The 23,646-nt window shown below is 59.8% G+C and carries 17 protein-coding genes and 1 other annotated feature; of the genes, 8 read left to right on the top strand and 9 right to left on the bottom strand.

What is annotated here, in order from left to right; translation table 11 throughout:
• Window positions 1-88 precede the first annotated feature (88 nt).
• Together GKQ23_RS20320 and GKQ23_RS20325 are read left to right on the top strand one after the other, a co-directional pair.
• On the top strand, window positions 89-1,399 hold the full coding sequence (locus GKQ23_RS20320; RefSeq protein WP_212409290.1) for an MFS transporter: 1,311 nt from the start codon (window positions 89-91) through the stop codon (window positions 1,397-1,399).
• Window positions 1,386-4,019 (top strand): alpha-L-rhamnosidase, encoded by a 2,634-nt coding sequence (locus tag GKQ23_RS20325; RefSeq protein WP_212409291.1) that lies wholly within the window; start codon window positions 1,386-1,388, stop codon window positions 4,017-4,019. Before GKQ23_RS20320 ends, GKQ23_RS20325 begins: the two co-directional genes overlap by 14 nt.
• 203 nt (window positions 4,020-4,222) lie before the next feature.
• Here the strand turns inward: GKQ23_RS20325 and thrC are convergent, their stop codons facing one another.
• The 5 genes from thrC to GKQ23_RS20350 form a co-directional block, all read right to left on the bottom strand.
• On the bottom strand, window positions 4,223-5,509 hold the full coding sequence (thrC, locus tag GKQ23_RS20330) for a threonine synthase (RefSeq protein ID WP_056235860.1): 1,287 nt from the start codon (window positions 5,507-5,509) through the stop codon (window positions 4,223-4,225).
• 3 nt (window positions 5,510-5,512) lie between these two features.
• Window positions 5,513-6,442, bottom strand: a complete 930-nt coding sequence (gene thrB / locus GKQ23_RS20335) for a homoserine kinase (RefSeq protein WP_056235857.1) — start codon at window positions 6,440-6,442, stop codon at window positions 5,513-5,515.
• A gap of 2 nt (window positions 6,443-6,444) precedes the next feature.
• The gene (gene thrA, locus GKQ23_RS20340; RefSeq protein ID WP_212409292.1) at window positions 6,445-8,907 is read right to left on the bottom strand and encodes a bifunctional aspartate kinase/homoserine dehydrogenase I; all 2,463 of its coding nucleotides are present in this window, start codon (window positions 8,905-8,907) and stop codon (window positions 6,445-6,447) included.
• 25 nt (window positions 8,908-8,932) lie between these two features.
• Window positions 8,933-9,055: a sequence feature (Thr leader region), on the bottom strand.
• The gene (thrL, locus tag GKQ23_RS20345; protein ID WP_105594825.1) at window positions 8,991-9,062 is read right to left on the bottom strand and encodes a thr operon leader peptide; all 72 of its coding nucleotides are present in this window, start codon (window positions 9,060-9,062) and stop codon (window positions 8,991-8,993) included. (Overlaps the previous feature by 65 nt.)
• A gap of 189 nt (window positions 9,063-9,251) precedes the next feature.
• Entirely contained in the window at window positions 9,252-9,950 is a 699-nt protein-coding gene (locus tag GKQ23_RS20350; RefSeq protein WP_056235853.1) for a tRNA/rRNA methyltransferase, read from the bottom strand.
• 601 nt (window positions 9,951-10,551) lie between these two features.
• Between GKQ23_RS20350 and arcA the strand changes: the two genes are divergently transcribed.
• Window positions 10,552-11,268 carry a two-component system response regulator ArcA gene (gene arcA, locus GKQ23_RS20355; RefSeq protein WP_056235850.1) on the top strand — a complete coding sequence of 239 codons (717 nt, stop codon included), beginning with the start codon at window positions 10,552-10,554 and terminating at the stop codon, window positions 11,266-11,268.
• Between the two features lie 48 nt (window positions 11,269-11,316).
• On the opposite strand, the gene creA is transcribed toward arcA, so the two are convergent.
• Complete coding sequence (gene creA / locus GKQ23_RS20360) at window positions 11,317-11,790, bottom strand: protein CreA (RefSeq protein ID WP_056235849.1); 474 nt, start codon at window positions 11,788-11,790, stop codon at window positions 11,317-11,319.
• Between the two features lie 208 nt (window positions 11,791-11,998).
• Between creA and robA the strand changes: the two genes are divergently transcribed.
• Window positions 11,999-12,877, top strand: a complete 879-nt coding sequence (gene robA, locus GKQ23_RS20365; protein ID WP_056235846.1) for an MDR efflux pump AcrAB transcriptional activator RobA — start codon at window positions 11,999-12,001, stop codon at window positions 12,875-12,877.
• Window positions 12,878-12,918: 41 nt separating this feature from the next.
• On the opposite strand, the gene gpmB is transcribed toward robA, so the two are convergent.
• A complete protein-coding gene (gene gpmB / locus GKQ23_RS20370; RefSeq protein ID WP_056235842.1) occupies window positions 12,919-13,566 on the bottom strand; it encodes a 2,3-diphosphoglycerate-dependent phosphoglycerate mutase GpmB in 648 nt (215 codons plus the stop codon).
• Window positions 13,567-13,616: 50 nt separating this feature from the next.
• On the opposite strand from gpmB, the gene yjjX reads away from it, so the two are divergent.
• Entirely contained in the window at window positions 13,617-14,144 is a 528-nt protein-coding gene (gene yjjX, locus GKQ23_RS20375) for an inosine/xanthosine triphosphatase (protein WP_056235839.1), read from the top strand.
• Between the two features lie 4 nt (window positions 14,145-14,148).
• Here the strand turns inward: yjjX and trpR are convergent, their stop codons facing one another.
• Window positions 14,149-14,481, bottom strand: coding sequence for a trp operon repressor (trpR, locus tag GKQ23_RS20380; protein WP_056235836.1), 333 nt, complete (start codon window positions 14,479-14,481; stop codon window positions 14,149-14,151).
• Window positions 14,482-14,570: 89 nt separating this feature from the next.
• Window positions 14,571-16,493, bottom strand: a complete 1,923-nt coding sequence (gene sltY / locus GKQ23_RS20385; protein ID WP_056235834.1) for a murein transglycosylase — start codon at window positions 16,491-16,493, stop codon at window positions 14,571-14,573.
• Window positions 16,494-16,882: 389 nt separating this feature from the next.
• Here sltY and GKQ23_RS20390 point away from each other — a divergent pair, with 389 nt between their 5' ends.
• The 3 genes from GKQ23_RS20390 to ettA all read left to right on the top strand — a co-directional run bounded on the left by GKQ23_RS20390 (window position 16,883) and on the right by ettA (window position 23,639).
• Window positions 16,883-20,827, top strand: coding sequence for a non-ribosomal peptide synthetase (locus GKQ23_RS20390; RefSeq protein ID WP_212409293.1), 3,945 nt, complete (start codon window positions 16,883-16,885; stop codon window positions 20,825-20,827).
• Window positions 20,828-20,981: 154 nt separating this feature from the next.
• Complete coding sequence (deoR, locus tag GKQ23_RS20395; protein ID WP_212411906.1) at window positions 20,982-21,725, top strand: DNA-binding transcriptional repressor DeoR; 744 nt, start codon at window positions 20,982-20,984, stop codon at window positions 21,723-21,725.
• A 246-nt stretch (window positions 21,726-21,971) separates the two neighbouring features.
• Window positions 21,972-23,639: an energy-dependent translational throttle protein EttA gene (ettA, locus tag GKQ23_RS20400; RefSeq protein WP_072166348.1), complete on the top strand. Its 1,668-nt coding sequence runs from the start codon at window positions 21,972-21,974 to the stop codon at window positions 23,637-23,639.
• Window positions 23,640-23,646: the final 7 nt, after the last annotated feature.

Genomic DNA, 23,646 nt, shown 5'->3' on the forward strand with positions numbered 1-23,646 from the left:
TGCTAACGGTGGCATCCGGGCGGTCAGCCCGCATAAACAGGCATCAGTGCCTCTGATAACAACAATACTTCCTGTACCCGAGGTCTTTATGCAGACGAAACCTGACATCAGTCTGGCGATGTGGTGGCGTGCCGGTGTCACCGGCATGGTCTCCTATCTGGACGCCGCCGCCATCGTTACCACCAGCATTGCGCTGGTGATCTATCTGCGCGAGTGGGGAAATACCGCGCTGATTGGCCCGCTCTCCGGGCTGCTGACGCTGATGATCGCCGTTGGCGCGGTGGTCGGCGGGCGGCTGGGCGATCGCTACGGTCGTAAAACCATTTTCACCCTGACCATGCTTATCTACATCATCGGTTCCGCCATCCTGGTGCTGGCCGGCGGCATGCCCGCCATCTGGTGCGGCATTATCATCCTCGGTTTTGCCGTCGGTGCCGACCTGCCGGTGTCGCTGGCGATGATCGCCGAAGAAGCCCCGGACGGTGCGCGGGCGAAGCTGCTGCAGTTCAGCCATATGCTGTGGATCCTCGGCATTGCCACCACCGCCGCGCTGGGCGCGATGTTTGGTCATCTGGGCCTCAGCGGTGGCCGCTGGCTTTACGGTCATATTCTGCTGGTCAGCATTGCGGTACTGCTGGCGCGTCTGACCCTCAGCGAGTCAAAAGAGTGGCTGCGAGCGAGAGAGCTGGAAAGAACCCGCCCCGCTGCTGCCGCAGCCGGTATTATCGCCTCAGGCGCATGGAAAAATCTGTTCAGACTGCCGTGGCTGGCGGCAATGGTGGCGACCGGCCTGTTCTATTCGCTGGCCAATATTTCGGCCAACACTAACGGCCAGTTCGCCACCTATATCTACACCGAAATTATTGGCGTCTCGGTCAGCCTGGCTTCCGGCCTCAACCTGCTCAACACCTGCATCTGCTTTACCTTCGTGCTGCTGTTTATGCGGGTGGTTGATGGTGAGAACCGCTTCCGCTGGTTCCTGTTTGCCGCCGCACTGCAGGTCACTGGCCCGCTGATGGTGGTGATCTTCGGCGTGCAGCTGCCCGCCATGCTGACGATGCTGATCCTCTGCTCCATAGGCGGCGCGCTGGCCGGTGAACCGATGTACAAAATCTGGTCGCAGGAGCTGTTCCCCACCCTGCTGCGCAGCTCGGCGCAGGGCATGACCATCGCCTTTACCCGCGTGGTGGCCGCCGTGGTCGCCCTGTTCACGCCGCAAATCCTCAGCAGCGGCCTGCGGAACCTCTACATATTCATCTTTATTGTGATGTCGGCAGCCATGCTGATCGGCATCTTCTGGGTTGCCCGTCTGCCTAAGGCCAGCGTGCTGCAGAGCAGGTCAGCACAGTCCGATCCTTCACTGACTCACCAGGAGCGCAAAGACCATGTCACTAACTGATCTCAGCAGCATCAAACCGGACGATGTGCAGTTTGAATACCATGCGCCGCAGCATACTACCGGCATCGGCAGCCGCCGTCCGCGTCTGTCGTGGAAGCTGCCGCAGGCGCCGGCGCACTACCAACAGCAGGCCAGTGAGCTGGCGATTACCCTGACCCACGCCGACGGCCGCTGTGAACAGCTCACGTATACCCTGAGCGGGCCACAGCAAATTCTGCTGCCGTGGCCCGGCCCCGACCTGCAGTCGCGGGATCGCATTACGCTGCGGGTACGCGTCAGCGATGGCGCGAGCTGGTCAGCCTGGAGCGATACGGCCTGCGCCGAAACCAGCCTGCTGGACGAGACGGAGTGGCAGGCGAAAATGATCCACAGCGCCATCCCGGAAGATCGTTTCAGGGAAGGCCGCGTCTTTCAGCTGCGTAAATCGTTTACCCTGCACCAGCCGGTGGTGCGCGCACGACTTTACCTCAGCGCGCTGGGGCTGGCCGAAGTGGAGATTAACGGCCATAAGGTCGGCGAGGATGCACTGCTGCCGGGCTGGACCTCCTATCACCACCGCCTGCGCTACTTTACGTATGATGTAACCGGCCTGCTCTCCGCCGGAGGGGAACAGGCGATCGGGGCCTGGCTGGCCGACGGCTGGTACAGCGGACGTATCGGCTTTCATGGCGGCAACGCCCGGCTGTATGGCGACCGTAGCGGACTGCTGGCACAGCTGGAGATCCTGCACAGCGACGGCAGTCAGAGCCTGATCGTTAGCGATGACAGCTGGCGTTGTCAGCCCGCGCCGATCCTCAGCGCCGATCTTTATAACGGTGAAACCTTTGACGCCACCCGTTACACCACCCGCTGGTCAACGGCAGGTTTTGACGATACCGACTGGTTCAGGGTGCAGGAAGCAGAGTACTTCAATTACGCGCGGCTGGTCGCCCCGGATGGCCCGCCGGTGCGGGCGCAGCACCGCCTGACGCCGGTAGAAATCGTGCGTCAGCCGGACGGCAACTGGCTGCTCGATTTCGGTCAGAACTTCAGCGGGCGGCTGCGGATCCGGGTTAGCGGCCGGCGCGGACAGCAGATCGTTCTGCGACACGCCGAAGTGCTGCAGGAGGGTAAACTCTACCGCCGCACGCTGCGCGGTGCCGCCAGCGAGGATCGCTACATAATCGGCGAGGATAACGTCACCGAATGCTGGGAGCCGCGCTTTACGATCCACGGTTTCCGTTACGCCGAAGTCGAAGGCTGGCCGGGTGAGAACCTGGATCCCGAAGACATTACCGCCCGGGTGTACTACTCGGCGATGCCGGAAACCGGACACTTCTCCTGTTCAGATGCCGGTATCAACCAGCTGCACAGCAACGTGCAGTGGTCGATGCGCTCAAACTTCGTTGATCTGCCCACCGACTGCCCGCAGCGCGACGAGCGGCTGGGCTGGACCGGCGATATTCAGGTGTTCACCCCCACCGCCACCTTCCTGTATGACGTGCGTGGCTTCCTTGCCAGCTGGCTGAAGGATCTGGCCGCGGAACAGCGCGAATTCGGCAACGTGCCCTGGTACGTGCCCTGGATCCCCGGTAATGCCTGGAGCATTGCCGAGGCGGGCAGCGTATGGGGCGATGTCGCCACCATTACGCCGTGGGTGCTGTACCAGCGCTACAAGGATCCGGGCATCCTGCACCAGCAGTATGACAGCGCGAAAATGTGGTGTGACCGGCTGATCGCAAAGTTTGCCCCGGGCGAACACCGGGTCAGCGCCGATATGCAGCTGGGCGACTGGCTTGACCCGCTGGCCCCGCCGGATAACCCGATTGAGGCGATGACCGATCCTGAGCTGATTGCCACCGCTTACGCCTTTAAGTCACTACAGATTATGGCGCAGATGGCGCAGATCACCGGCCGCCCGGAGCAGGCAGAGTACTACGCACAGGTGGCGGAACGGGTGCAGCGGGATTTCCTCAGCCACTGGTTCCCGGCGGGTGATACGGGGAGCAACAATACGCAGTGCGCATGGAGTATTGCGCTGGTGTTTGGTCTTATCCACGAGCCCGCCGAACGGCAGGCGGCCGGGGAGCGGCTGGCGACGCTGATTCGCGATAACCGCGGCCGCATCGGCACCGGCTTTGCCGGTACGCCGCTGGTGCTGGACGCACTGACGCAGACCGGCCACCTGAGCGAAGCCTGGCAGATGCTGCAGTGCCGCGAATGCCCGTCATGGCTCTACCAGGTGGATATGGGCGCGACCACCATCTGGGAGCGCTGGGACAGTATGCAGCCGGACGGCACGGTTAACAGCGGTGAGATGACATCCTTTAATCACTACGCGCTCGGTGCGGTGGCCGACTGGCTGCACCGGGTGGTCGGGGGCATTGAGAATGCGGGCAGCGGCTACGATCGCATTCTGTTCCGTCCGCGCCCCGGCGGCGGCGTCAGCCACGCGAAATGCGAACTGGCGTCGCCTTATGGCCGTATTGCCTCAGGCTGGCAAATTACCGATGGCACCTTCTCAGTGACGGTGGAGGTGCCGCCAGGGGCCGGCGCGGAGCTGGTGATGCCGGACGGCACGCGCCACACGCTGACCAACGGAGAGCATCGTTATGCGTGTCGCTGGGCGGCTGACCGTTGAACTTCCCCGCTGCAGAGCATGACCGGACGTCATGGCGCTCTATTTATTGCTGCGCAAAACGGTGGCATGCCCGTTAATCAGCCGTAAACCGGCAGCAGAGGCGTAAAAAAAGGAGCCCCACCCCGGGACTCCTTTACGCATTAACATGCCCGCCGGCGGAGGGTTCCGTATCATCCCCCCCGTTTCCCCGGCTGCAGGCAATCCTACTTCTTCAGCAGAAACGCCCGCAGTTCAGCAAAGTCCGCTTTCATGTTGTGCGACAGCAGATCCAGATCGGCACGTTCTGCCAACGCTTCCGGTACCGGCAGCTTGCGCTCGAGGATCGCTTCCACGCTCTCGATAAACTTGGCCGGGTGCGCGGTGCCGAGGAACAGGCCGAATTCGCCCTCCTGCAGCTGATCGCGCAGCATACGGTAAGCGATCGCCGCGTGCGGCTCGGAGATATAGCCGAGATCCGCCAGCTCGCGCATGGTGGCTTTGGTGGTCTCATCACTCACCGCGCCGAAGCCAAGATCCTGCAGACGCCAGGTTTTACGGCGGAAGATCTCTTCCACGCGCGGCCAGTTGTTCGGCTGCGATACGTCCATAGCGTTAGAGAGGGTGGCTACGGTCTGGTTTGGCGTCCACTGGCCGTCGGCAAGGAAGCGCGGTACGGTGTCGTTGGCGTTAGTCGCGGCGATAAAGCGCTTCACCGGCAGACCCAGTGATTTCGCCAGCAGGCCGGCGGTCAGGTCGCCGAAGTTGCCGCTCGGCACCGAGATCACCAGCTGGTTGCGTTTTTCCTGCGGCAGCTGCGCCACGGCTTCAAAGTAGTAGCAGATCTGCGCCAGCAGGCGGCTGATGTTGATTGAGTTAGCCGAGTTCAGGCCAATCGCCTTCTTCAGCTCTTCATCGTCAAACGACTGCTTGACCAGCGCCTGGCAGGCGTCGAAGTCGCCGTCGATGGCGATGGTTTCAATGTTGCCACCGAGGGTGCAGAACAGTTTTTCCTGCAGCGGGCTGATCTTGCCCTGCGGATAGAGGATCACCACGCGCACGTTTTCCATGCCGTAGAAGGCGTGGGCCACGGCGGCACCGGTATCACCGGAGGTCGCGGTCAGAATGGTGATCTGCTCGTCGGCACCGCTGACGTAAGCCAGCATCTGCGCCATAAAACGGCCGCCGAAGTCTTTAAATGCCAGCGTCGGTCCGTGGAACAGTTCCAGCGCGGCAACGTCGTCGGTCACGCTGACCACCGGTGCCGGGAAGGTAAAGGCGGTTTTCACGCGCTCATTCAGCTGATGCGCGGCAATTTCATCGCCGATAAAGGCCGAGAGAATTTTGCTGCTGCGGGTAACAAAATCCATCTCCAGCAGTGCGTCGATGTCGGTCAGCTCAAATTCCGGCAGTTCCAGTGGAAAGAACAGGCCCTGCTGCTTGCCCAGCCCCTGCTTTACCGCCTGTGCAAAGCTGACCTGCTCGTTGTGATCCTTAAGGTTATACAGTTTCATGCGTTATCCCAGTTTACGTGCGCCAGCCGTGTCGAGGCGGCAAATATGAACGAAGCCTTCATCATTTTGCAGATAGTTCTGGCGAAGCCAGTCCGCCATCCGCTGGGCCGTCTCCGGCTGGTTGCACACGGCAAACAGCGTCGGCCCGGAGCCGGAGATACCACAGGCCAGCGCGCCGATATCGGCGGCAGCCTGCCGGGCCGCGGCAAAGCCCGGTAACAGTTGCGTGCGGTACGGTTCGGCAATCACGTCCTGCATCAGTTTCGCCGCCAGTTCCGGCTGCTGGCTGTGGCAGGCGTGAATAAAGCCGCCGAGGTAGCGCCCGTGACGAATAATGTCCTGTTTGCTGTAGCTGGCAGGCAGAATCGCGCGCGCTTCCGCGGTCGACACCTTAATGCCCGGATAAGCCATTACCCACAGCCAGTCAGCAAACCCTGGCACGGCCTGGCTGATAATGCCATTCTCTTCCAGCATCAGCTGAATGCCGCCGAGGAAGCAGGGTGCCACGTTGTCGTAGTGTACGCTGCCGGAAATCCGTCCTTCCAGCTCGCCCATCAGTGCCAGCATTTCAGTGTCATTCAGCGGCCTGCCGCAGTGCTCGTTCATCGCCATCAGCCCGGCGACGACTGAACAGGCGCTGGAACCGAGGCCGGAGCCGATCGGCATGTTTTTTTCCAGCGTCATCGCCACCGGCACTTCGCGGCCAATGGCTTCGCAAAAGCGCTGCCAGCACTGGTAAACGATATTCTCTTTCGGGTCTGCCGGCAGCTTGCTGACGAAGCGGCCTTCATTGCGCAGGCTGAAGCTTTCCGCCGCCTCTACGCTGACGCAGTCACCCAGCAGCGTGCCGTCCACCGGCGACACCGCCGCCCCTAAGACGTCGAAGCCGACGCTGACGTTGCCAATTGAGGCAGGGGCATAAATTTTAACCATCTTCAAACTCCCAACTTCCAGGACAGGGTACGTAACAGGTCAGCAAACACGCCCGCGGCGGTCACATCGTTACCGGCGCCGTAGCCGCGCAGCACCAGCGGAATCGGCTGGTAGTAACGGCTGTAGAAGGCCAGCGCGTTTTCACCATTTTTCACTTTATACAGCGGGTCGTTGCCGTCTACCGCGTCAATCTTCACGCGGCAGCGGCCGCCCTCTTCAATCGCGCCGACAAAACGTAACACTTTTCCGGCGTCACGGGCAGTGACCACCCGCGCGGCAAAGGCGTCATCCAGCTCCGGCAGACGCTGCATAAACGCTTCCACGTCGCTGATGGCGGTAAACTCTTCCGGCAGCACCGCTTCAATCTCAATGTCGCTCAGCTCCAGCTGATGGCCTGCCTCACGGGCGAGGATCAGCAGCTTGCGCGCCACGTCCATGCCGGAGAGATCGTCACGCGGATCCGGCTCGGTAAAGCCCATCTCGCGCGCCATGCTGGTGGCGGCCGAGAGGGAAACGCCTTCGTCGAGCTTGCCGAAGATAAAGGAGAGTGAACCGGAGAGGATGCCGGAGAAGCGCAGCAGTTCGTCGCCGGCGTTCAGCAGGTTCTGCAGGTTTTCAATCACCGGCAGCCCGGCACCGACGTTGGTGTCGTAGAGGAACTTACGGCGGGATTTTGCCGCCGCCGCACGCATCTGCTGGTAGTAGCTCCAGGAAGAGGTGTTGGCCTTCTTGTTCGGCGTCACCACGTGGAAGCCGTCCGCCAGGAAGTCGGCGTACTGATCGGCTACCTGCTGGCTGGAGGTACAGTCGACGATCACCGGGTTCAGCAGGTGATACTCCTTAACCAGCCGGTTCAGGCGCCTGAGATCGAACGGCTCCTGCGCCGCCTGCAGCTGCTCCTGCCAGTTTTCCAGCGCGATGCCGTGCACGCCGGTCAGCAGCGCGCGCGAGTTGGCGATGCCGCAGACGCGCAGGTCGATATGCTTGTTCTTCAGCCACGCCTGCTGGCGGTGCAGCTGGTCGATCAGCGCGCCGCCGACGCCGCCGGTGCCGATCACAAATACTTCGATCACCTGGTCGGTGGCGAACAGCATCTGGTGCACCACGCGCACGCCGGTGATCGCTTCATCGTTATTCACCACCACCGAGATCGAACGCTCGGAAGATCCCTGCGCGATCGCCACGATATTGATATTGGCGCGGGCCAGCGCCGAGAAGAACTTGGCGGAGATACCGCGCAGGGTGCGCATACCGTCACCCACCACCGAGATCACCGCCAGGTGCTCCATCACGTCCAGCGGCTCCAGCAGGCCGTCCTTCAGCTCCAGGTGGAACTCATCTTCCAGCACCCGACGCGCACGCGCCAGGTCACTTTGCGGCACGCAGAAGCTGATGCTGTATTCCGAGGAGGACTGGGTGATCAGCACCACCGAGATGCCGCTGCGTGACAGCGCGCTGAACACCCGCGCGGCCATGCCGATCATCCCTTTCATTCCCGGACCGGAGACGTTGAACATCGCCATATTGTTCAGGTTGGTGATGCCCTTCACCGGGTTCTCTTCATCGCTGCCCTCGCCGCCGATCAGCGTGCCGGGGGCCTGCGGATTAGCGGTGTTTTTAATCAGACAAGGGATCTGGAACTGGGCGATGGGCGCGATAGTGCGGGGATGGAGGACTTTGGCACCGAAGTAAGAGAGCTCCATCGCCTCCTGGTAAGACATCGACTTCAGCAGCCGCGCGTCGGGCACCTGGCGCGGATCGCAGGTATAGACGCCGTCCACGTCGGTCCAGATCTCACAGCAGTCGGCGCGCAGGCAGGCGGCCAGCACGGCGGCAGAGTAATCGGAGCCGTTACGGCCCAGCACCACCAGCTCACCGCGGTCGTTGCCGGCGGTGAAACCGGCCATCAGGATCATATTGCCGGCCGGGATTTTGCCGGCGGCGATGCGGCGGGTGGATTCAGGGATATCGACGGTGGATTCAAGATAGTGGCCGACCGCCAGCAGGTTCTCAACCGGGTTGATCACGCTGACGCCCCAGCCGCGCGCCTGTAGCAGCGCTTCCATGATCGCGATCGACAGCTTCTCGCCACGGCAGATGATTGCCGCATTCACGCTGTCCGGGCACTGGCCCAGCAGGCTGATGCCGTGCAGCACCTGCTTCAGCTGAGCGAACTCCTGATCGACCAGCGTTTTTACCCGCTCCAGCGCAAAGCCCGGCTGGGCCTCAGCCAGTCCCTGCAGCAGGCTGGCAAAAATGTGCTCGGCGTCGCTGATATTCGGCGTGGCGTCCTGGCCGCTGATGGTTTTCTCAATCATCGCCACCAGATGGTTGGTAATTTTGGCCGGGGCGGACAATACGGTAGCGACCTGTCCCTGCTGTGCATTGCTCTCCAGAATGTCCGCCACCCGCAGAAAACGTTCCGCGTTGGCTACTGAGGTCCCACCGAATTTCAGCACTCGCATGTTAAAGCTCTCCTGAATTTTTGCCGAAAAAAAAGCCCGCACTGGTTAGGTGCGGGCTTATTTTTTTGTTTTTCCTGTATGCGTCAGCCCGCACCGTTACCTGTAGTAATGGTGGTGGTAATAATGATTGTGGTAATCAGGCTGTTTTTACGCATTTTAGATTTATCGTCTGTCTGTAAAATCTGTCGGCCTCCAGAAGTAAAGCAAACGGCCGGGTAAGTCAATTTTTTTATGTTTTACGGCCCGGACGGGGTGCGACAGCCCGAGGCGGGTTCTGCCGCAACGGCCTGGTGGTTCTGTGCCTGGTATAAATAATCGTAGTTATTCCCGCCGTGGATTGTCACTTAACCAGCGTTTTTATCTGCCAGCTTTTTTTCCACATCGTGCAGTAAACGGTGCAACATCGCCGTATCCCGCTGCTGCAACAGACCCAGCCGCTGCTGCAGCCAGTCGGCCAGTTTTTCATCCCCCGCCACCTCTAACTGCTGCAGCAGTGCCTGGCTGCGCTGTCGTAACGCGGCCAGCTGCGGGGCATCGGCCACTGGCGCAGACCCTGCGCTCACCTGCTGCAACGCCGACAGCTGATAGCAGTACACCATCACCGCCTGGCCGAGATTAAGCGAAGGGTAGTCATTCGCCATCGGGATGCCGGTCAGCAGGTCGACCTGCGCCAGTTCGTCGTTGGTCAGCCCGCTGTCTTCGCGGCCAAACACCAGCGCGGCGCTGTTGATCCACTGCACCTTCTCTTCCAGCACCGTCTGCACCTGCTGCGGGGTGGCGTAGTAGCGGAACTTCGCCCGGCTGCGCGCGGTGGTGGCAATGCTGAAATCAATATCCGCCAGCGCCTCTGCCAGCGAGTCCCAGTGGCTGGCCGCGTCGAGGATCTCGCCGGCCCCGTGCGCCACCCGCTGCGCCGCCGGCTCCAGATGCACCTGACTGTTAACGATACGTAACTCGCTAAACCCCATGGTTTTCATCGCGCGGGCGGCCGCACCGACGTTTTCAGCACGGGCGGGAGAGACAAGAATCAGTGGAAAACGCATAGCGGCCTTCAGAATCGTAAAATGGGCGCTTACTTTGCCATGTCAGCCGGGGAAATAACAGGTGCGGCGCGGTACGACGATCCGCCCCACGGCGAATACAAATTACTGCTATCAGATGGTATACTCATCCTTTATTGAATAAGCCGCATAAGCCGCTGTCTCAATAATTAAAGTGTTTTTTATCAAATAATTAACAATTGTTAAAAACACTATCTACGGCTTATTAACTTTTCAGCCTGATGTGTCAATCGGCCCGGCTATTTGTGAGCTAACCCGGCATTATGGGAAGGGTTTTTCACAAAAGTGTTAACGTGCTACACTTGGTTTGATATAAGTCAACTAAGCGTTGTTTTGTTGCGTACGGGTTGTTGCCTGTGCTGTTATGTTGCTGTTAATGCAGTTAGGATACACGCCGTTGCGGCAGTAAAAGCCCCTGTCGCCCCCCGTACGGGTAACCATGTTGTTGACGGCCCTGAAGTGTGTATCAAGAACATCATTCTGTACTGCTGTTACGTTGTCAGCGTTACCGGTTTTTCGCCGGCGCCGCCGGTAACAGCCGTATGCCCTGTTTCGATTTTGTTGGCAATTAGGTAGCGAACACATGCAGACCCCGCACATACTTATCGTTGAAGACGAATTAGTCACTCGTAATACGCTCAAAAGTATTTTTGAAGCCGAAGGCTACATGGTTTTCGAAGCGACGGACGGTGCCGAAATGCATCAGATTCTGACGGATAACGACGTCAATCTGGTCATTATGGACATCAACCTGCCGGGCAAAAACGGACTGCTGCTGGCGCGTGAACTGCGCGAGCAGGCAAATGTTGCACTGATGTTCCTGACCGGTCGTGATAACGAAGTCGACAAGATCCTTGGCCTGGAAATTGGTGCGGATGACTATATCACCAAGCCCTTCAACCCACGCGAGCTGACCATCCGCGCACGCAACCTGCTGTCACGTACCATGAATCTGGCGGTCGTCAGTGAAGAGCGCAAACTGGTTGAAAGCTACCGTTTCAACGGCTGGGAACTGGATATCAACAGCCGCTCGCTGGTCAGTCCGCAGGGCGAGCAGTACAAGCTGCCGCGCAGTGAATTCCGTGCCATGCTGCACTTCTGCGAAAACCCAGGTAAAATTCAGACCCGTGCCGACCTGCTGAAGAAAATGACCGGGCGCGAGCTGAAACCGCACGACCGCACCGTTGACGTCACCATTCGTCGCATCCGTAAGCATTTCGAATCGACGCCGGACACCCCGGAAATTATCGCCACTATCCACGGTGAAGGTTATCGTTTCTGCGGCGATCTGCAGGACTAATTATTTCTGCGTTCAGGTTCAGGGCGAGGTTAACCTCGCCCTTTTGCATTACTTACCCCAGGGCATGATCGGCACCGCGCTCAGTGCATTCTTTGGCGACCCTTCCACCACTTTGTCCGAATAGCTCAGATAGATTAACGCGTGGCGTTTCTGGTCATAAAAACGCACCACCTGCAGCTTCTTAAACACCAGTGACGTGCGCTTGCGGAACACCACTTCGCCTTCGGCTTTGCCCTGCGCGATCTTATCGCTGAGCGCGATCGGGCCGACCTGCTGGCAGGAGATCGCCGCATCGGCCGTATCCTCTGCCAGCCCCAGCCCACCTTTGATGCCGCCGGTTTTCGAACGGCTCAGATAGCAGGTGACGTTCTGCACGTCCGGGTCATCAAACGCCTCAACCACAATTTTGTGATCGGGGCCGAACATTTTAAATACCGTGTCGACAGAACCCACTTCTTCAGCATGAGAAGCAAATGTTGCGCTCAGGATTGAAGCGACTATTAACACTTTTTTAATTGTCATGACGTTACCATTTCAATGAGAATAGATGACATTGTAAGCTATCTTGCAATACAGAGCGTTACGGCTGGTCACACAAAACGTCTGGTCAACGCGTAGTGATTAAGCACGTTTTTACAATAAATCCCCAATATTTTGCATTTGCATATAATGCTAACATTTGTCGACTTTGCAATTCATGCACTAACACCGAGTAGAATGAGGACGATTTATGGACAAAGCCGGTATCATTCGAGATTTGCTTGTCTGGCTGGAGAGCCATCTGGACCAGCCACTATCACTGGACAACGTGGCGGCCAAAGCAGGATATTCAAAATGGCATCTGCAGAGAATGTTCAAGGAAGTAACCGACCACGCTATCGGCGCCTATATTCGCGCCCGACGCCTGTCGAAGGCCGCTGTGGCTCTGCGCCTCACCAGCCGCCCGATCCTGGACATTGCTTTACAGTACCGGTTTGATTCCCAGCAGACCTTCACCCGGGCTTTCAAAAAGCAGTTTACCCAGACGCCAGCCTGGTATCGCCGGTCATCCGACTGGAATGCCTTTGGTTTACGGCCACCGATCCGCCTTGGCGACACCGCCCTGCCACAACCCGCATGGGTCACGCTGCCGGAGATGTTGCTGGCCGGTCAGACGCAGAGCTATACCTGTACCCTGGAACAGATCTCCCGTTTCCGCGATCAGATGCGCCTGCACTTCTGGCGTCAGTTCCTGACGGAAACCGACACGGTTCCCCCGGTGCTGTATGGCCTGCATCAGGCTCGACCGAGCCACGACAAAGACGACGAACAGGAGATCTTCTACACCACTGCAGTACCGATAGATCACCTGTCGGATCAGCTGCAGTCAACCCAGACCGTCCTGCTGGAGGGTGGAGAGTATGTCCAGTTCAACTATCAGGGCCTGCGGAGCGGACTGCAGGATTTTGTCCTGCTGCTGTACGGCACCTGTATGCCGTTACTGAATCTGACCCGTCGTCACGGCCAGGATATCGAACGTTTCCACACCCACGGCGGCAAGAAACGGCCCGAACCGCCGATCGATATTCGCTGTGAATACCTGATCCCGATCCGGGCCAGACCGCTGTAATCCAGGCAACTCATCAGGGCCGGTCCTGCCGGCCCTTCAGGTTAACGCTGCAGTTCGTCCAGCGCCACGTCATGCAGATGCGACACGTCCCCTGCCGTCTCAACCACCCAGCCGGAAGCCAGCCACGGGCTCTGCTGATAATCGACGCGAGAGATGGAACAGTTACGCAGGCGCAGGCGACGCTCTGAACTGGCGGGCAGACCGAGAATGGTGCTGACCAGCACCCCGAGCGCCATACCGTGGCTGACGATCAGCGGCCGGCTACCTTCAGGCAGCTGCAGGCAGGTGTTCAGCGCCTGATGCATACGTTCCGCCATTTCAGACATCGATTCACCCTGCGGAATGCGGCCCCCTTCGGTTCCGTCCACCAGCGTCTTACGCCAGCCTTCCTCTTCTGCGCTCAGTGAATCCAGCGGCCGCTGTTCCAGCACGCCCATATTCAGCTCACGCAGGCGCGGATCGAGTCTGACCTCGCAGCCGCAGGCGTCAGCGATAATTTCAGCGGTACGACGGGTACGCCCCAAATCGCTGGCGATCACGTGGGTAATGCCGAGATGTTTTACCCGGTCTCCCACCTGATGCGCCTGCTGTTCTCCTTTAGCCGTAAGGGCGCTGTCTGACTGCCCCTGAATGCGGCGTGCGGCATTCCAGAGGGTTTCTCCGTGGCGAACAAGATAGACTTGTAACATGCTATTTTCCGTTATACTGCAGCTAATTTGCGTAGAGGGTCCAAACAATTATGCACAATGTTGTCGCGGCTACCATGAATCCAGCCAAAATTAAGGCAATTTCCCAGGCGTTCAGCGATATCTTCGGCGAAGGATCCTGCCATATTCAGGGTGTGGAGGTCGACAGCGGCGTAGCGCCACAGCCGCTCAGCGATACAGAAACGCGAACTGGCGCACGTCAGCGCGTGATTAACGCCCGCGAAATCCGCCCGGATGCCGACTTCTGGGTGGCGATTGAAGCCGGCATTGAGGGTGACAGTGCGTTTGCGTGGATGGTGATTGAAGACGGCCAGCAGCGCGGCGAGTCCCGTTCGGCCAGCTTCACCCTGCCGGCGATCGTCATGCAGGGTATTAATCAGGGTCGGGAGCTGGGCGAAGAGATGTCACGTCTGACCGGGATTGAGAATATTAAACATAAAGGGGGCGCGATCGGTGCCTTTACCGCCGGCCAGCTGACGCGCAGCAGCGTCTATCATCAGGCGCTGATCCTGGCGCTGTGCCCGTTCCACAACCCGGTGTATCAGTTGCCCGCAGACTAGCGGCTCACACTTTATCTGGCCCATTCAGCAACTGCGCGTCCAGCCAGGCTTTTAAGGCAGGTGGCGCGCTTTTGAGGCTGTTTGAGCCGCGGGTAATGGTGGCAATACCGGCGCCGAGCTCGTTTTTCAGCTCGCGCTGGCTCATCTCGCCGCGCATCAACTCTTCAATAATCCGCAGCCGGGTGCCCAGCGCATCACGCTCGTCCGGGGTCAGCATCAGCTGCAGCAGCGGCAGGTGCAGTTCGCCTTCAAAAGCCCGCTGTAGCAGCGTGACAAAGCGCTGCCACTCCGCATTTGCAGGTTCAGCCGTTACGGGAACAGGGTGGTTATCGGTCATCGTAAGCCGCCATACTATTGAACTAGTACAGCAGCTTACCATTTTCGTTTAAGGACGTGAAGCCGCCCGCGCATCTGCGGCGCAGGCGGTCAGTAGCGCTGTTGCCATTCGCTGTCGGAGAACAGCCGGTCAGGTTTGTCGAGGAAGTATCGGTAATAGGCGTCGTAGGCCAGTACGTTCTTCACGTAGCCACGCGTTTCCGAGAACGGAATGGTTTCAATGAACGCCACCACGTCCAGCTGCCCGGCGCTGTTGCCCTGCCAGGTGCGCACCCGGCCCGGCCCGGCATTGTAGGCCGCCGAGGCAAAGATGCGGTTCTGGCCGAACTGCTGATAGACCGACTCCAGATACTGAGTACCGATCTGAATATTGGTCTCGGCGTCCAGCAGCTGGCTACTGTTGCTGTAGCCCGGGATGCCGAATTTGGTCACCGTATGCTGCGCGGTGGCCGGCATCACCTGCATCAGCCCGGAGGCCCCGACCGGCGAACGGGCTTTCGGGTTCCACGCGCTCTCCTGACGGGCGATGGCCATTGCGTAGCTCGGCGGGATGCTCTTATCGCTCACCGCACGAGTGAACTGCGGCTGCCAGGCCAGCGGGAAGCGCTCCTGCAGGCTGTTCCACAGCTTGCCGGTGATGGTGGTTTGCACGCTGAGATCCCACCAGTTCTGCTGACGGGCGTAGCTGGCCAGCATCTGCTGCTGCGCGGTCGGCCGGCTGGTCACCAGATAGCTCCACTCGCTGCGCGCCAGGTTATCCATCCCCCAGTACATCAGCTCGCGCACGCGGGCCATCTCCGGGCCGCCGGTCAGGCTGTTGTCAACAGCCGGCGCGCGGTCAATCTGCAACGGATAGTCGACACCGAGGCGCTGGGCGGCCACCATCGGATAGAAGCCGCGCTCTTTCATCAGTTTGCGCAGAATATCCCCGGCTTCCTCCTTGCGTCCGCGCTCCAGCAGCAGGTCGGCCTGCCAGTACTGCCACTCGTCTTTCGCTTTCGCTTCCAGCGGCAGGCGGGCGATCCAGGTGTTCAGGCCGCGGCGGTCGTTATTGCCCAGCGACATGCGCACCCGGCGCTCCAGCAGCGTGGTCGACTCGGTGCGCATCACCACGTCATCACGCCAGCGCGCCTGATCGCTGGTGACATCCTTGCCCATCAGCTGCCAGGCTACCGCCTCTTTAAACTCCTGCGCCTGCTGCTCATCGAGCTTTTGCAGCTGAATCAGCGACGGGACCATCTGGCGGGCGCTCTCCGCGTCCTTACGTGCCAGCGCGGTAAAGCCAATCAGCGTCGCCTGGCGGGTAAAGTCGGTCGGGCCGACGCTGCGGGCGAATCCTTCAACGTTGGCCGGATTATTTTGCAGATCCATCACCGCATTGGCGATAGTCTGGTAATCCTCCGGCAGCTGTTTAGCGAGGAAACTGACCAGGCTGCCGTTGCCGGCCTTCATCGCCAGCCGGATGCGTTCCAGAGTGGTGATCGGATTCTGCTGCCCCGCCTGCTGCCAGACGGTAAACAGCTTGTCGCAGCTGGCGGGCAGCGAACTGCCGGTCAGCCAGATCGATTTGGCTCCGTCCCAGGCGACCTGCTGCTGGCCGGTGGCCCATTTGGCGTAATACCAGTTACAGCGGGCGGCCACCGGTTTTGGCTCCTGCGGGCTGAACACCAGCAGCCCCTGCCAGTCTTCGCGGCGGGCCAGTTCATTCACAAATCGTGCCGGCAGCGAACGCACCGGCGGCAGCGTCGGATAACGCTGAATAAAGGCGTTGATCGCCAGCCCGGTCTCCTGCCCGAGATCCTGAGTGAGCTGGCGATATTCAAGATAGGGGTACAGCGGATAATCGCGCAGCGTCGGCATCAGCCGCTCAACGGTGTCCATCTGTTTACTGTCCCACGCCTGCTTAATCTGCAGATAACGCGCCCGCTGTTCATCCAGCGAATCCGCGCGGGCGCTGCCCACCGTTGCCGCTACACAGGCTGCCGCCAGCCACCACTGCCACTTGTCTGCCATGACGCTCCCCACTTTACCTGATTGATCCTGAATAACCCCTCTCATGCTAACGTGCCCTGGCAGCTTCTGCCATGCACTGCACAAATATTTACGGAATTGTCCCTGATAATCTGGCGAATGCGCCTGCCGCACCGGCGGCGTTCGGCTGCCGAAAACGAAATAATCCCAGGTTAGCCGCGTCCTGATAATTCTCATTTTTTAATTTTAATTAAACTGAAATCTCATTATGAGACTTAAATCTCATAACGAAAAATATTATCCCGCATGGAAACTGAAAAATGCTCATAACGAAATAAACTAATTTCATTTCATATTTCAGAAATATTCCTATACTACTTTCCCGTACTGTAGCGATAAAAAATTACCGATCCTTTAATGGAGGCCCCCGCGTGTCTAATTATCCGTTAACTAGCGTACAACAGGCCGTCTGGCTCGACCAGTTGCTGACCCCGGAAACACCCTGCTATAACGTCGGCACACTGTGGCGAATTGAGAGAGATATTGATATCCAACTGTTTAATAAGGCAATAAATCAAACCCTTGCCGAGCATGATGCGCTGAGGACCCGGCTGGAAGAGAGTGAGTCCGGCATTGTGCAGACGACAGTACCAACAAAAGACATTCATCTTGAATACCACAACTTTAGTCAGGAAAAAGAGGCTGCCGCGAAAGCCCGTTATTTCCTGAAAGAACGATTTAATTCTCCCTTCAAACTGTACGATGAATTACTTTGGCGCTGCCTGATGATTAAAACAGATGAGAACCACCACTTGTGGTTAATCAGCGCTCATCATCTGATTGCCGACGGCACGTCTATATCATTGCTGAGCGCAACCATCGTGGAGCGTTATAAAAAATTAAAAAGCGGAGTGCAGGCGGACGATGGCCCGATCGTGGGTTACGGTGAATTTATCGCCAACGATTGCGCCTACCAGACCTCCACCCGCTATGAACGGGACCGCGCCTTCTGGCTGAGCCGCTTCAGCGACGTACAGCTTCACCCGCTGGAACGCCGTCCGGGGTATGAAACGGCGGGTCCCTGCCCCAGCCAGCAGATCAACCGTCACCTGTCGCTGGCCGCCTTCGCCCGGCTCAGCGCGCTGTCTGCCGCCCACGGCTGTTCGCCGATGCATCTGATGGTCGCGCTGCTGGCCTGCTGGTCGGCGCGCCTGAAGCAGGTGGATGAGGCGATCATCGGCATCCCGGTGCACAACCGCAGCGGAGCGCAGCACAAGCAGACGCTGGGCATGTTCTCGTCGATGATCCCGCTGCGCCTGCAGATCGACCACCGCCAGCCGTTCAGCGCCCTGATGCAACAGATCGCTGCCGAGCTGCGCCGCTGCTACCGCCACCAGCGTTTCCCTGTCGCCGAACTTAACCGTCACCTGAAACTCGGCCAGCAGGGCCGCCGCCAGCTGTTCGACCTGAGTTTTTCGCTGGAGGTGTTTCCTACCGATATTGAGCTGGAGGGCAGCCGTCTGAAGGTGGAAATTATGCACCACGGCTTTGAGCAACTGCCGCTGGGCGTCTATCTGCGCCACTACCATCCGCAGGATGAGCCGCTGGTCGAGTTCAACTTCAACCAGGCCTGGTTCAGCGCCGAACAGGCAGAGCGCAGCGCCAACCGCCTGATGCAGATGCTGGCCCACGTTCTGGACAGCAACGCAGAGGTGCCGCTGGCGACCATTCCGCTGCTGCTGCCGGACGAACAGCAACGGGTCTTCGGCCAGTGGAACCAGACGGATCGCCGCTGGCTGCTGCCCGGCGGCATCCACCGCTGGTTTGAACAGCAGGTGCTGCGCACGCCAGACGCCCCCGCACTGTGCGGCGAAGGGCTGGCGCTCAGCTACCTGTCGCTTAACCAGCAGGCTAATCAGCTGGCCGCGCAGCTGCGCGTCAGCGGCGTCGTACCCGACCAGCGCGTAGCGCTGTGTGCCGCCCGCAGCGCTGAGATGGTGGTGGCGCTGCTGGCTATCCTGAAAGCCGGTGGCGCTTACGTACCGCTGGATCCTGACTACCCGGCCGACCGTCTGCGCCATATGATCGGCGACTGCGGTGCCCGGCTGGCGCTGCTGGATGATGCCGGCGAACAGGCGCTGTTGCCGCTGCTACCCGCCGATATCCACCACTATCATCTGCAGCGCGACGCGCACCGCTGGCAGACTCTGCCGCAGGACAACCTGCCTGACGTTGCGGAGCAGCCACAGCGCTCGCTGGCCTATGTCATCTATACCTCCGGCTCTACCGGCAAACCCAAGGGGGTGATGAACGAGCACCTCGGGGTGATGAACCGGCTGCAGTGGATGCAACAGCAGTATCAGCTGACCGCCGCCGATACCGTACTGCAGAAAACCCCGTTCAGCTTTGACGTCTCGGTGTGGGAGTTCTTCTGGCCGTTGATGGTCGGCGCCCGGCTGGCGATCGCCCGCCCCGGCGGCCATCAGGATCCGGACTATCTGAGCGCCTTTATCGCCGAACAGCGGGTCACCACGCTGCATTTTGTGCCGTCAATGCTGCAGCTGTTTTTACGCCATGCGGAGATGGCTCAGTGTGCCAGCCTGAAAAAAGTGATGTGCAGCGGCGAAGCCCTGCCGCTGACGGTGGTACAGCGTTTCTATCAGCTGCTGCCGGCGGCAGAGTTGCATAACCTCTACGGCCCCACCGAAGCCGCCGTCGACGTTTCATACTGGCACTGCCGCGCGGACGATGCGCAGGTGCCGATCGGCAGGCCGGTCGCCAACACCCGCCTCTATATTCTCGATCGCCAGCTGCAACCGCTGCCCCCCGGCACCCACGGAGAGCTGCACATTGGCGGCGTGCAGGTAGCGCGCGGCTACCTGAACCGCGCGGAGCTGAACGCCGAGCGTTTTATTGCCGATCCGTTCAGCAACGACCCCGCTGCCCGGCTGTACAAAACCGGCGACCTGGCGCGCCGCCTGCCCGACGGCAGCATTGAGTACCTGGGCCGCAACGACTTTCAGGTCAAGATCCACGGCGTGCGCATTGAGCTGGGGGAAATTGAACAGCAGCTGCTCGCGCTGGAGGGCGTGGAGGATGCGGTGGTCAGCGCCTGCGACGACGGCCACGGCGATAAGCGTCTGGTGGCGTGGCTGGTGGCCGCGGAGCAGCACGTACAGGCGGAGTCGCTGCGGCAGCAGCTGAAAAAGGTGATGCCGGAGTCGATGATCCCGGCGCTGTTTATCCCCCTGCAGGCGCTACCTTTGTCGCCCAACGGCAAGCTGGATCGTAACGCGCTGCCGCAGCCGACCCTGCAGCCGCTGCAGCGCGCATGGCAGGCGCCGGAGGGGGAAGACGAATGTCAGCTGGCCGCGTTGTGGCAGGAAATTTTACAGGTTGATCGGGTTGGCCGCGACGATGACTTCTTCGCGCTCGGCGGCCACTCGCTGCACGCTATTCAGCTGATGGTACGGCTGAAACGCGACGGGGTGGCGCTGCAGATGAAAAACCTGTTTGCCCACGCTACGCTGAGCGCGCAGGCGGAGATGATTACGCAACGGCGTATACAGCCCACGACGGATGCCAGCGCCGCCACGCCGCTGCCGCTGCAAAAACTCCTGCTGCAGCTCAATCAGCCGCCGCAGGCCTTTCGCCTGACACAGCGGCTCAATCCGCCGACCGCCGGCGGTGAAGTCTGGATGGTGCATCCGGCGGTGGTTGGCTGTGAAATCTACCGCGAGCTGGCCGACGCCCTGACGGGGCAGCTCAACGCCATCGGCGTTAACAATTACAACCTGTTCCACCAGCCACCGATCGCCAGCCTGTCGGCGCTGGCGGGCTACTATCTGCAGCATTTGCTTACGGAGGGGACGCCGCCGGACCAGCCGATCCGCCTGCTCGGCTGGTCTCTGGGTGGAGTCATCGCGCTGGAGATGGCGTCACAGCTGGAGCAGCGCGGCTACCGGAATATCCACCTGTGCCTGCTGGACAGTCTTTACCAGACCCCGCTGCAGCAGCGTATCGTTCCCGGCATGCTGGCGCCGATCCTGGCGATGCTCGGTATTGAAGGCGAAGCCGCAGAACGGGCGCTGCGGGCCGAGGCCACCGAACTGGCGATGAACAACCAGCCGCTCAGCGCTCCGCTGTGCCACAGCCGCGTCACGCTGTTTAAAGCCACCGAGTTTGCCGACCTCAGCCTGGAGGGCATGGACGGCGCTGAACTACTGGCCATCACTGACAACGGTCTGGGTCAGATCTGCTCGCAGCTGCAGGTGATCCCGCTGGCCGCCAGCCATCACTCGATCATCCTCTGCCATGAGGCCATCCGCGCCGCGCTGCTGCCCCCCCGCCCGCTCACCCGCACTACGGCGGCCTAAGCCAACAGGGCGGCCCGCCGCCCTGTTCCTCCCCACCTTTCTTCCCCGACGGTTTACGCCACTCTCTCTCTGCGGGTAAACTGCAGGCTGGCTGTTGCTCACAACAATCGTTCACCTTCACTTCTCAGCGGCGACAATGGAAATTAAAAGCACAATGGAAACCCGGCGCGACGAGCGTATCTCAAAGCTGGCTCAGCTGCTGAAACGCACCGACAAACTGCATCTGCGGGAGGCCGCCCGCCAGCTGGGCGTCTCGGAGATGACCATTCGCCGCGATCTCAGCGATGGCCAGGCACCGGTGGTGCTGCTGGGCGGCTATGTGGTCGGCGATCCGCTGCGTAACCAGGTGCACTATTTTGTCTCCGATCAGCAGGGGCAGCATATCGCAGAGAAAAAAGCGCTCGGCGAACTGGCCGCCAGCCTGATTGTCGCCAGTGATACGGTGTGGTTTGACTGTGGCACCACCGTACCCTGGATTATTGAAGCGATTGACGACGCGCTGCCCTTCACCGCCGTCTGCTGTGCGATGAACACTTTTCTGGCGCTGAAGGAGAAAGCGGCCTGCCGGGTGATCCTTTGCGGCGGCGAGTTCCACCCGGATAACGCCATCTTCACTCCGCTGGGGCAGCCGCAGGTGATGGACAGCCTGTGCCCGGATAAGGCCTTTATTTCAGCGGCGGGCATCGACCCGCAGCAGGGTGCCAGCTGCTACAACCTTAACGAACTGCCGATTAAACACCTGGCGCTTCAACGCGCCCGCATCAAATACCTGGTGGCCGACAGCAGCAAGTTTGGCAAGGTTCTGCCCGCCCGCATCGCCGAACTCGGTGCCTTTGACACGCTGATAAGCGACAGCGTACCGGCGTGGGATGCGGGCATTCCGGTGCTGACACCTTAACCGCCTCGCCGGAGAGTGACCCACACAGGGATCTCAACGCCGGCCTGGCTCTCCGCCACGTTCACCCCCCCATCGATATCACCATGATCTGTACGTCAATAAAAACGGCATAGTGGCAGGTGTTTATCCCTCAAACCCTCGCCGCTGAATTCAGGATATTCCACCGTCATCCGGCTGTGATTAAGCGGGGAAAACAGCTAAACTCCGTGGTTTGAACGGGCAACCAGAAAAGAGGCTCTCCCTACCGTGGCTCAATTCGTCTACAGCATGCATCGCGTCGGCAAAGTCGTTCCGCCGAAGCGTCATATTTTAAAAAACATCTCCCTCAGCTTCTTCCCGGGTGCCAAGATCGGCGTACTGGGTCTGAACGGTGCGGGTAAATCCACCCTGCTGCGCATCATGGCCGGCATCGATAAAGATATCGAAGGCGAAGCACGTCCGCAGCCGGGCCTGAAAATCGGCTATCTGCCGCAGGAACCCCAGCTGAATCTTGAACACACCGTGCGCGAGTCGGTGGAAGAGGCGGTAGCCGAAGTGGTCGGTGCGCTGAAGCGTCTGGATGAAGTGTACGCACTGTACGCGGAAGAAGACGCCGACTTCGACAAACTGGCCAAAGAGCAGGGCGTACTGGAAGAGATTATCCAGGCCCACGACGGCCACAACCTGAATACTCAGCTGGAGCGTGCTGCCGATGCGCTGCGCCTGCCGGACTGGGATGCGAAAGTGGCTAACCTGTCAGGTGGTGAACGCCGCCGCGTGGCACTGTGCCGCCTGCTGCTGGAAAAACCGGACATGCTGCTGCTGGACGAACCTACCAACCACCTGGATGCAGAATCCGTGGCCTGGCTGGAACGCTTCCTGCACGACTTCGAGGGCACCGTGGTGGCGATCACCCACGACCGTTACTTCCTCGACAACGTAGCCGGCTGGATCCTCGAGCTGGACCGCGGCGAAGGCATCCCGTGGGAAGGTAACTACTCCTCCTGGCTGGAGCAGAAAGACGCACGTCTGGCGCAGGAAGCCTCTTCCGAAGCCGCCCGCCGCAAATCGATTGAGAAAGAGCTGGAGTGGGTGCGTAAAGGTGCCAAAGGCCAGCAGTCGAAAGGTAAGGCGCGTCTGGCCCGCTTTGAAGAGCTGAACAACACCGAATACCAGAAGCGTAACGAAACCAACGAACTGTTTATTCCGCCGGGTGCCCGTCTGGGTGACAAAGTGCTGGAAGTCAGCAACCTGCGTAAATCCTACGGCGACCGCCTGCTGATTGACGATCTCTCCTTCTCTGTACCGAAGGGCGCGATTGTCGGCATCATCGGCCCGAACGGCGCGGGTAAATCCACCCTGTTCCGCATGATGTCCGGTCAGGAGCAGCCTGACTCCGGCGATATCGTGCTGGGTGAAACCGTTAAGCTGGCTTCCGTCGATCAGTTCCGCGACAGTATGGATAACAGCAAAACCGTGTGGGAAGAAGTCTCCGGTGGACAGGATATTATGCGTATCGGCAACACCGAGATGCCAAGCCGCGCCTACGTCGGCCGCTTTAACTTTAAAGGCGTCGACCAGGGCAAACGCGTCGGTGAACTCTCCGGTGGTGAGCGCGGTCGTCTGCACCTGGCGAAGCTGCTGCAGGTTGGCGGCAACATGCTGCTGCTGGATGAACCAACCAACGACCTGGACATCGAAACCCTGCGCGCGCTGGAAAACGCCCTGCTGGAGTTCCCGGGCTGCGCGATGGTGATCTCGCATGACCGCTGGTTCCTTGACCGTATCGCCACCCACATTCTGGACTACCAGGATGAAGGTAAGATCGAGTTCTTCGAAGGTAACTTTACCGAGTACGAAGAGTACAAGAAACGCACGCTGGGCGCCGAAGCGCTGGAGCCGAAGCGTATCAAGTATAAGCGTATGACCAAGTAATGAAAAA

Origin of the sequence: Erwinia sp. E602, from assembly GCF_018141005.1 — a bacterium.
Lineage (GTDB): Bacteria > Pseudomonadota > Gammaproteobacteria > Enterobacterales > Enterobacteriaceae > Erwinia.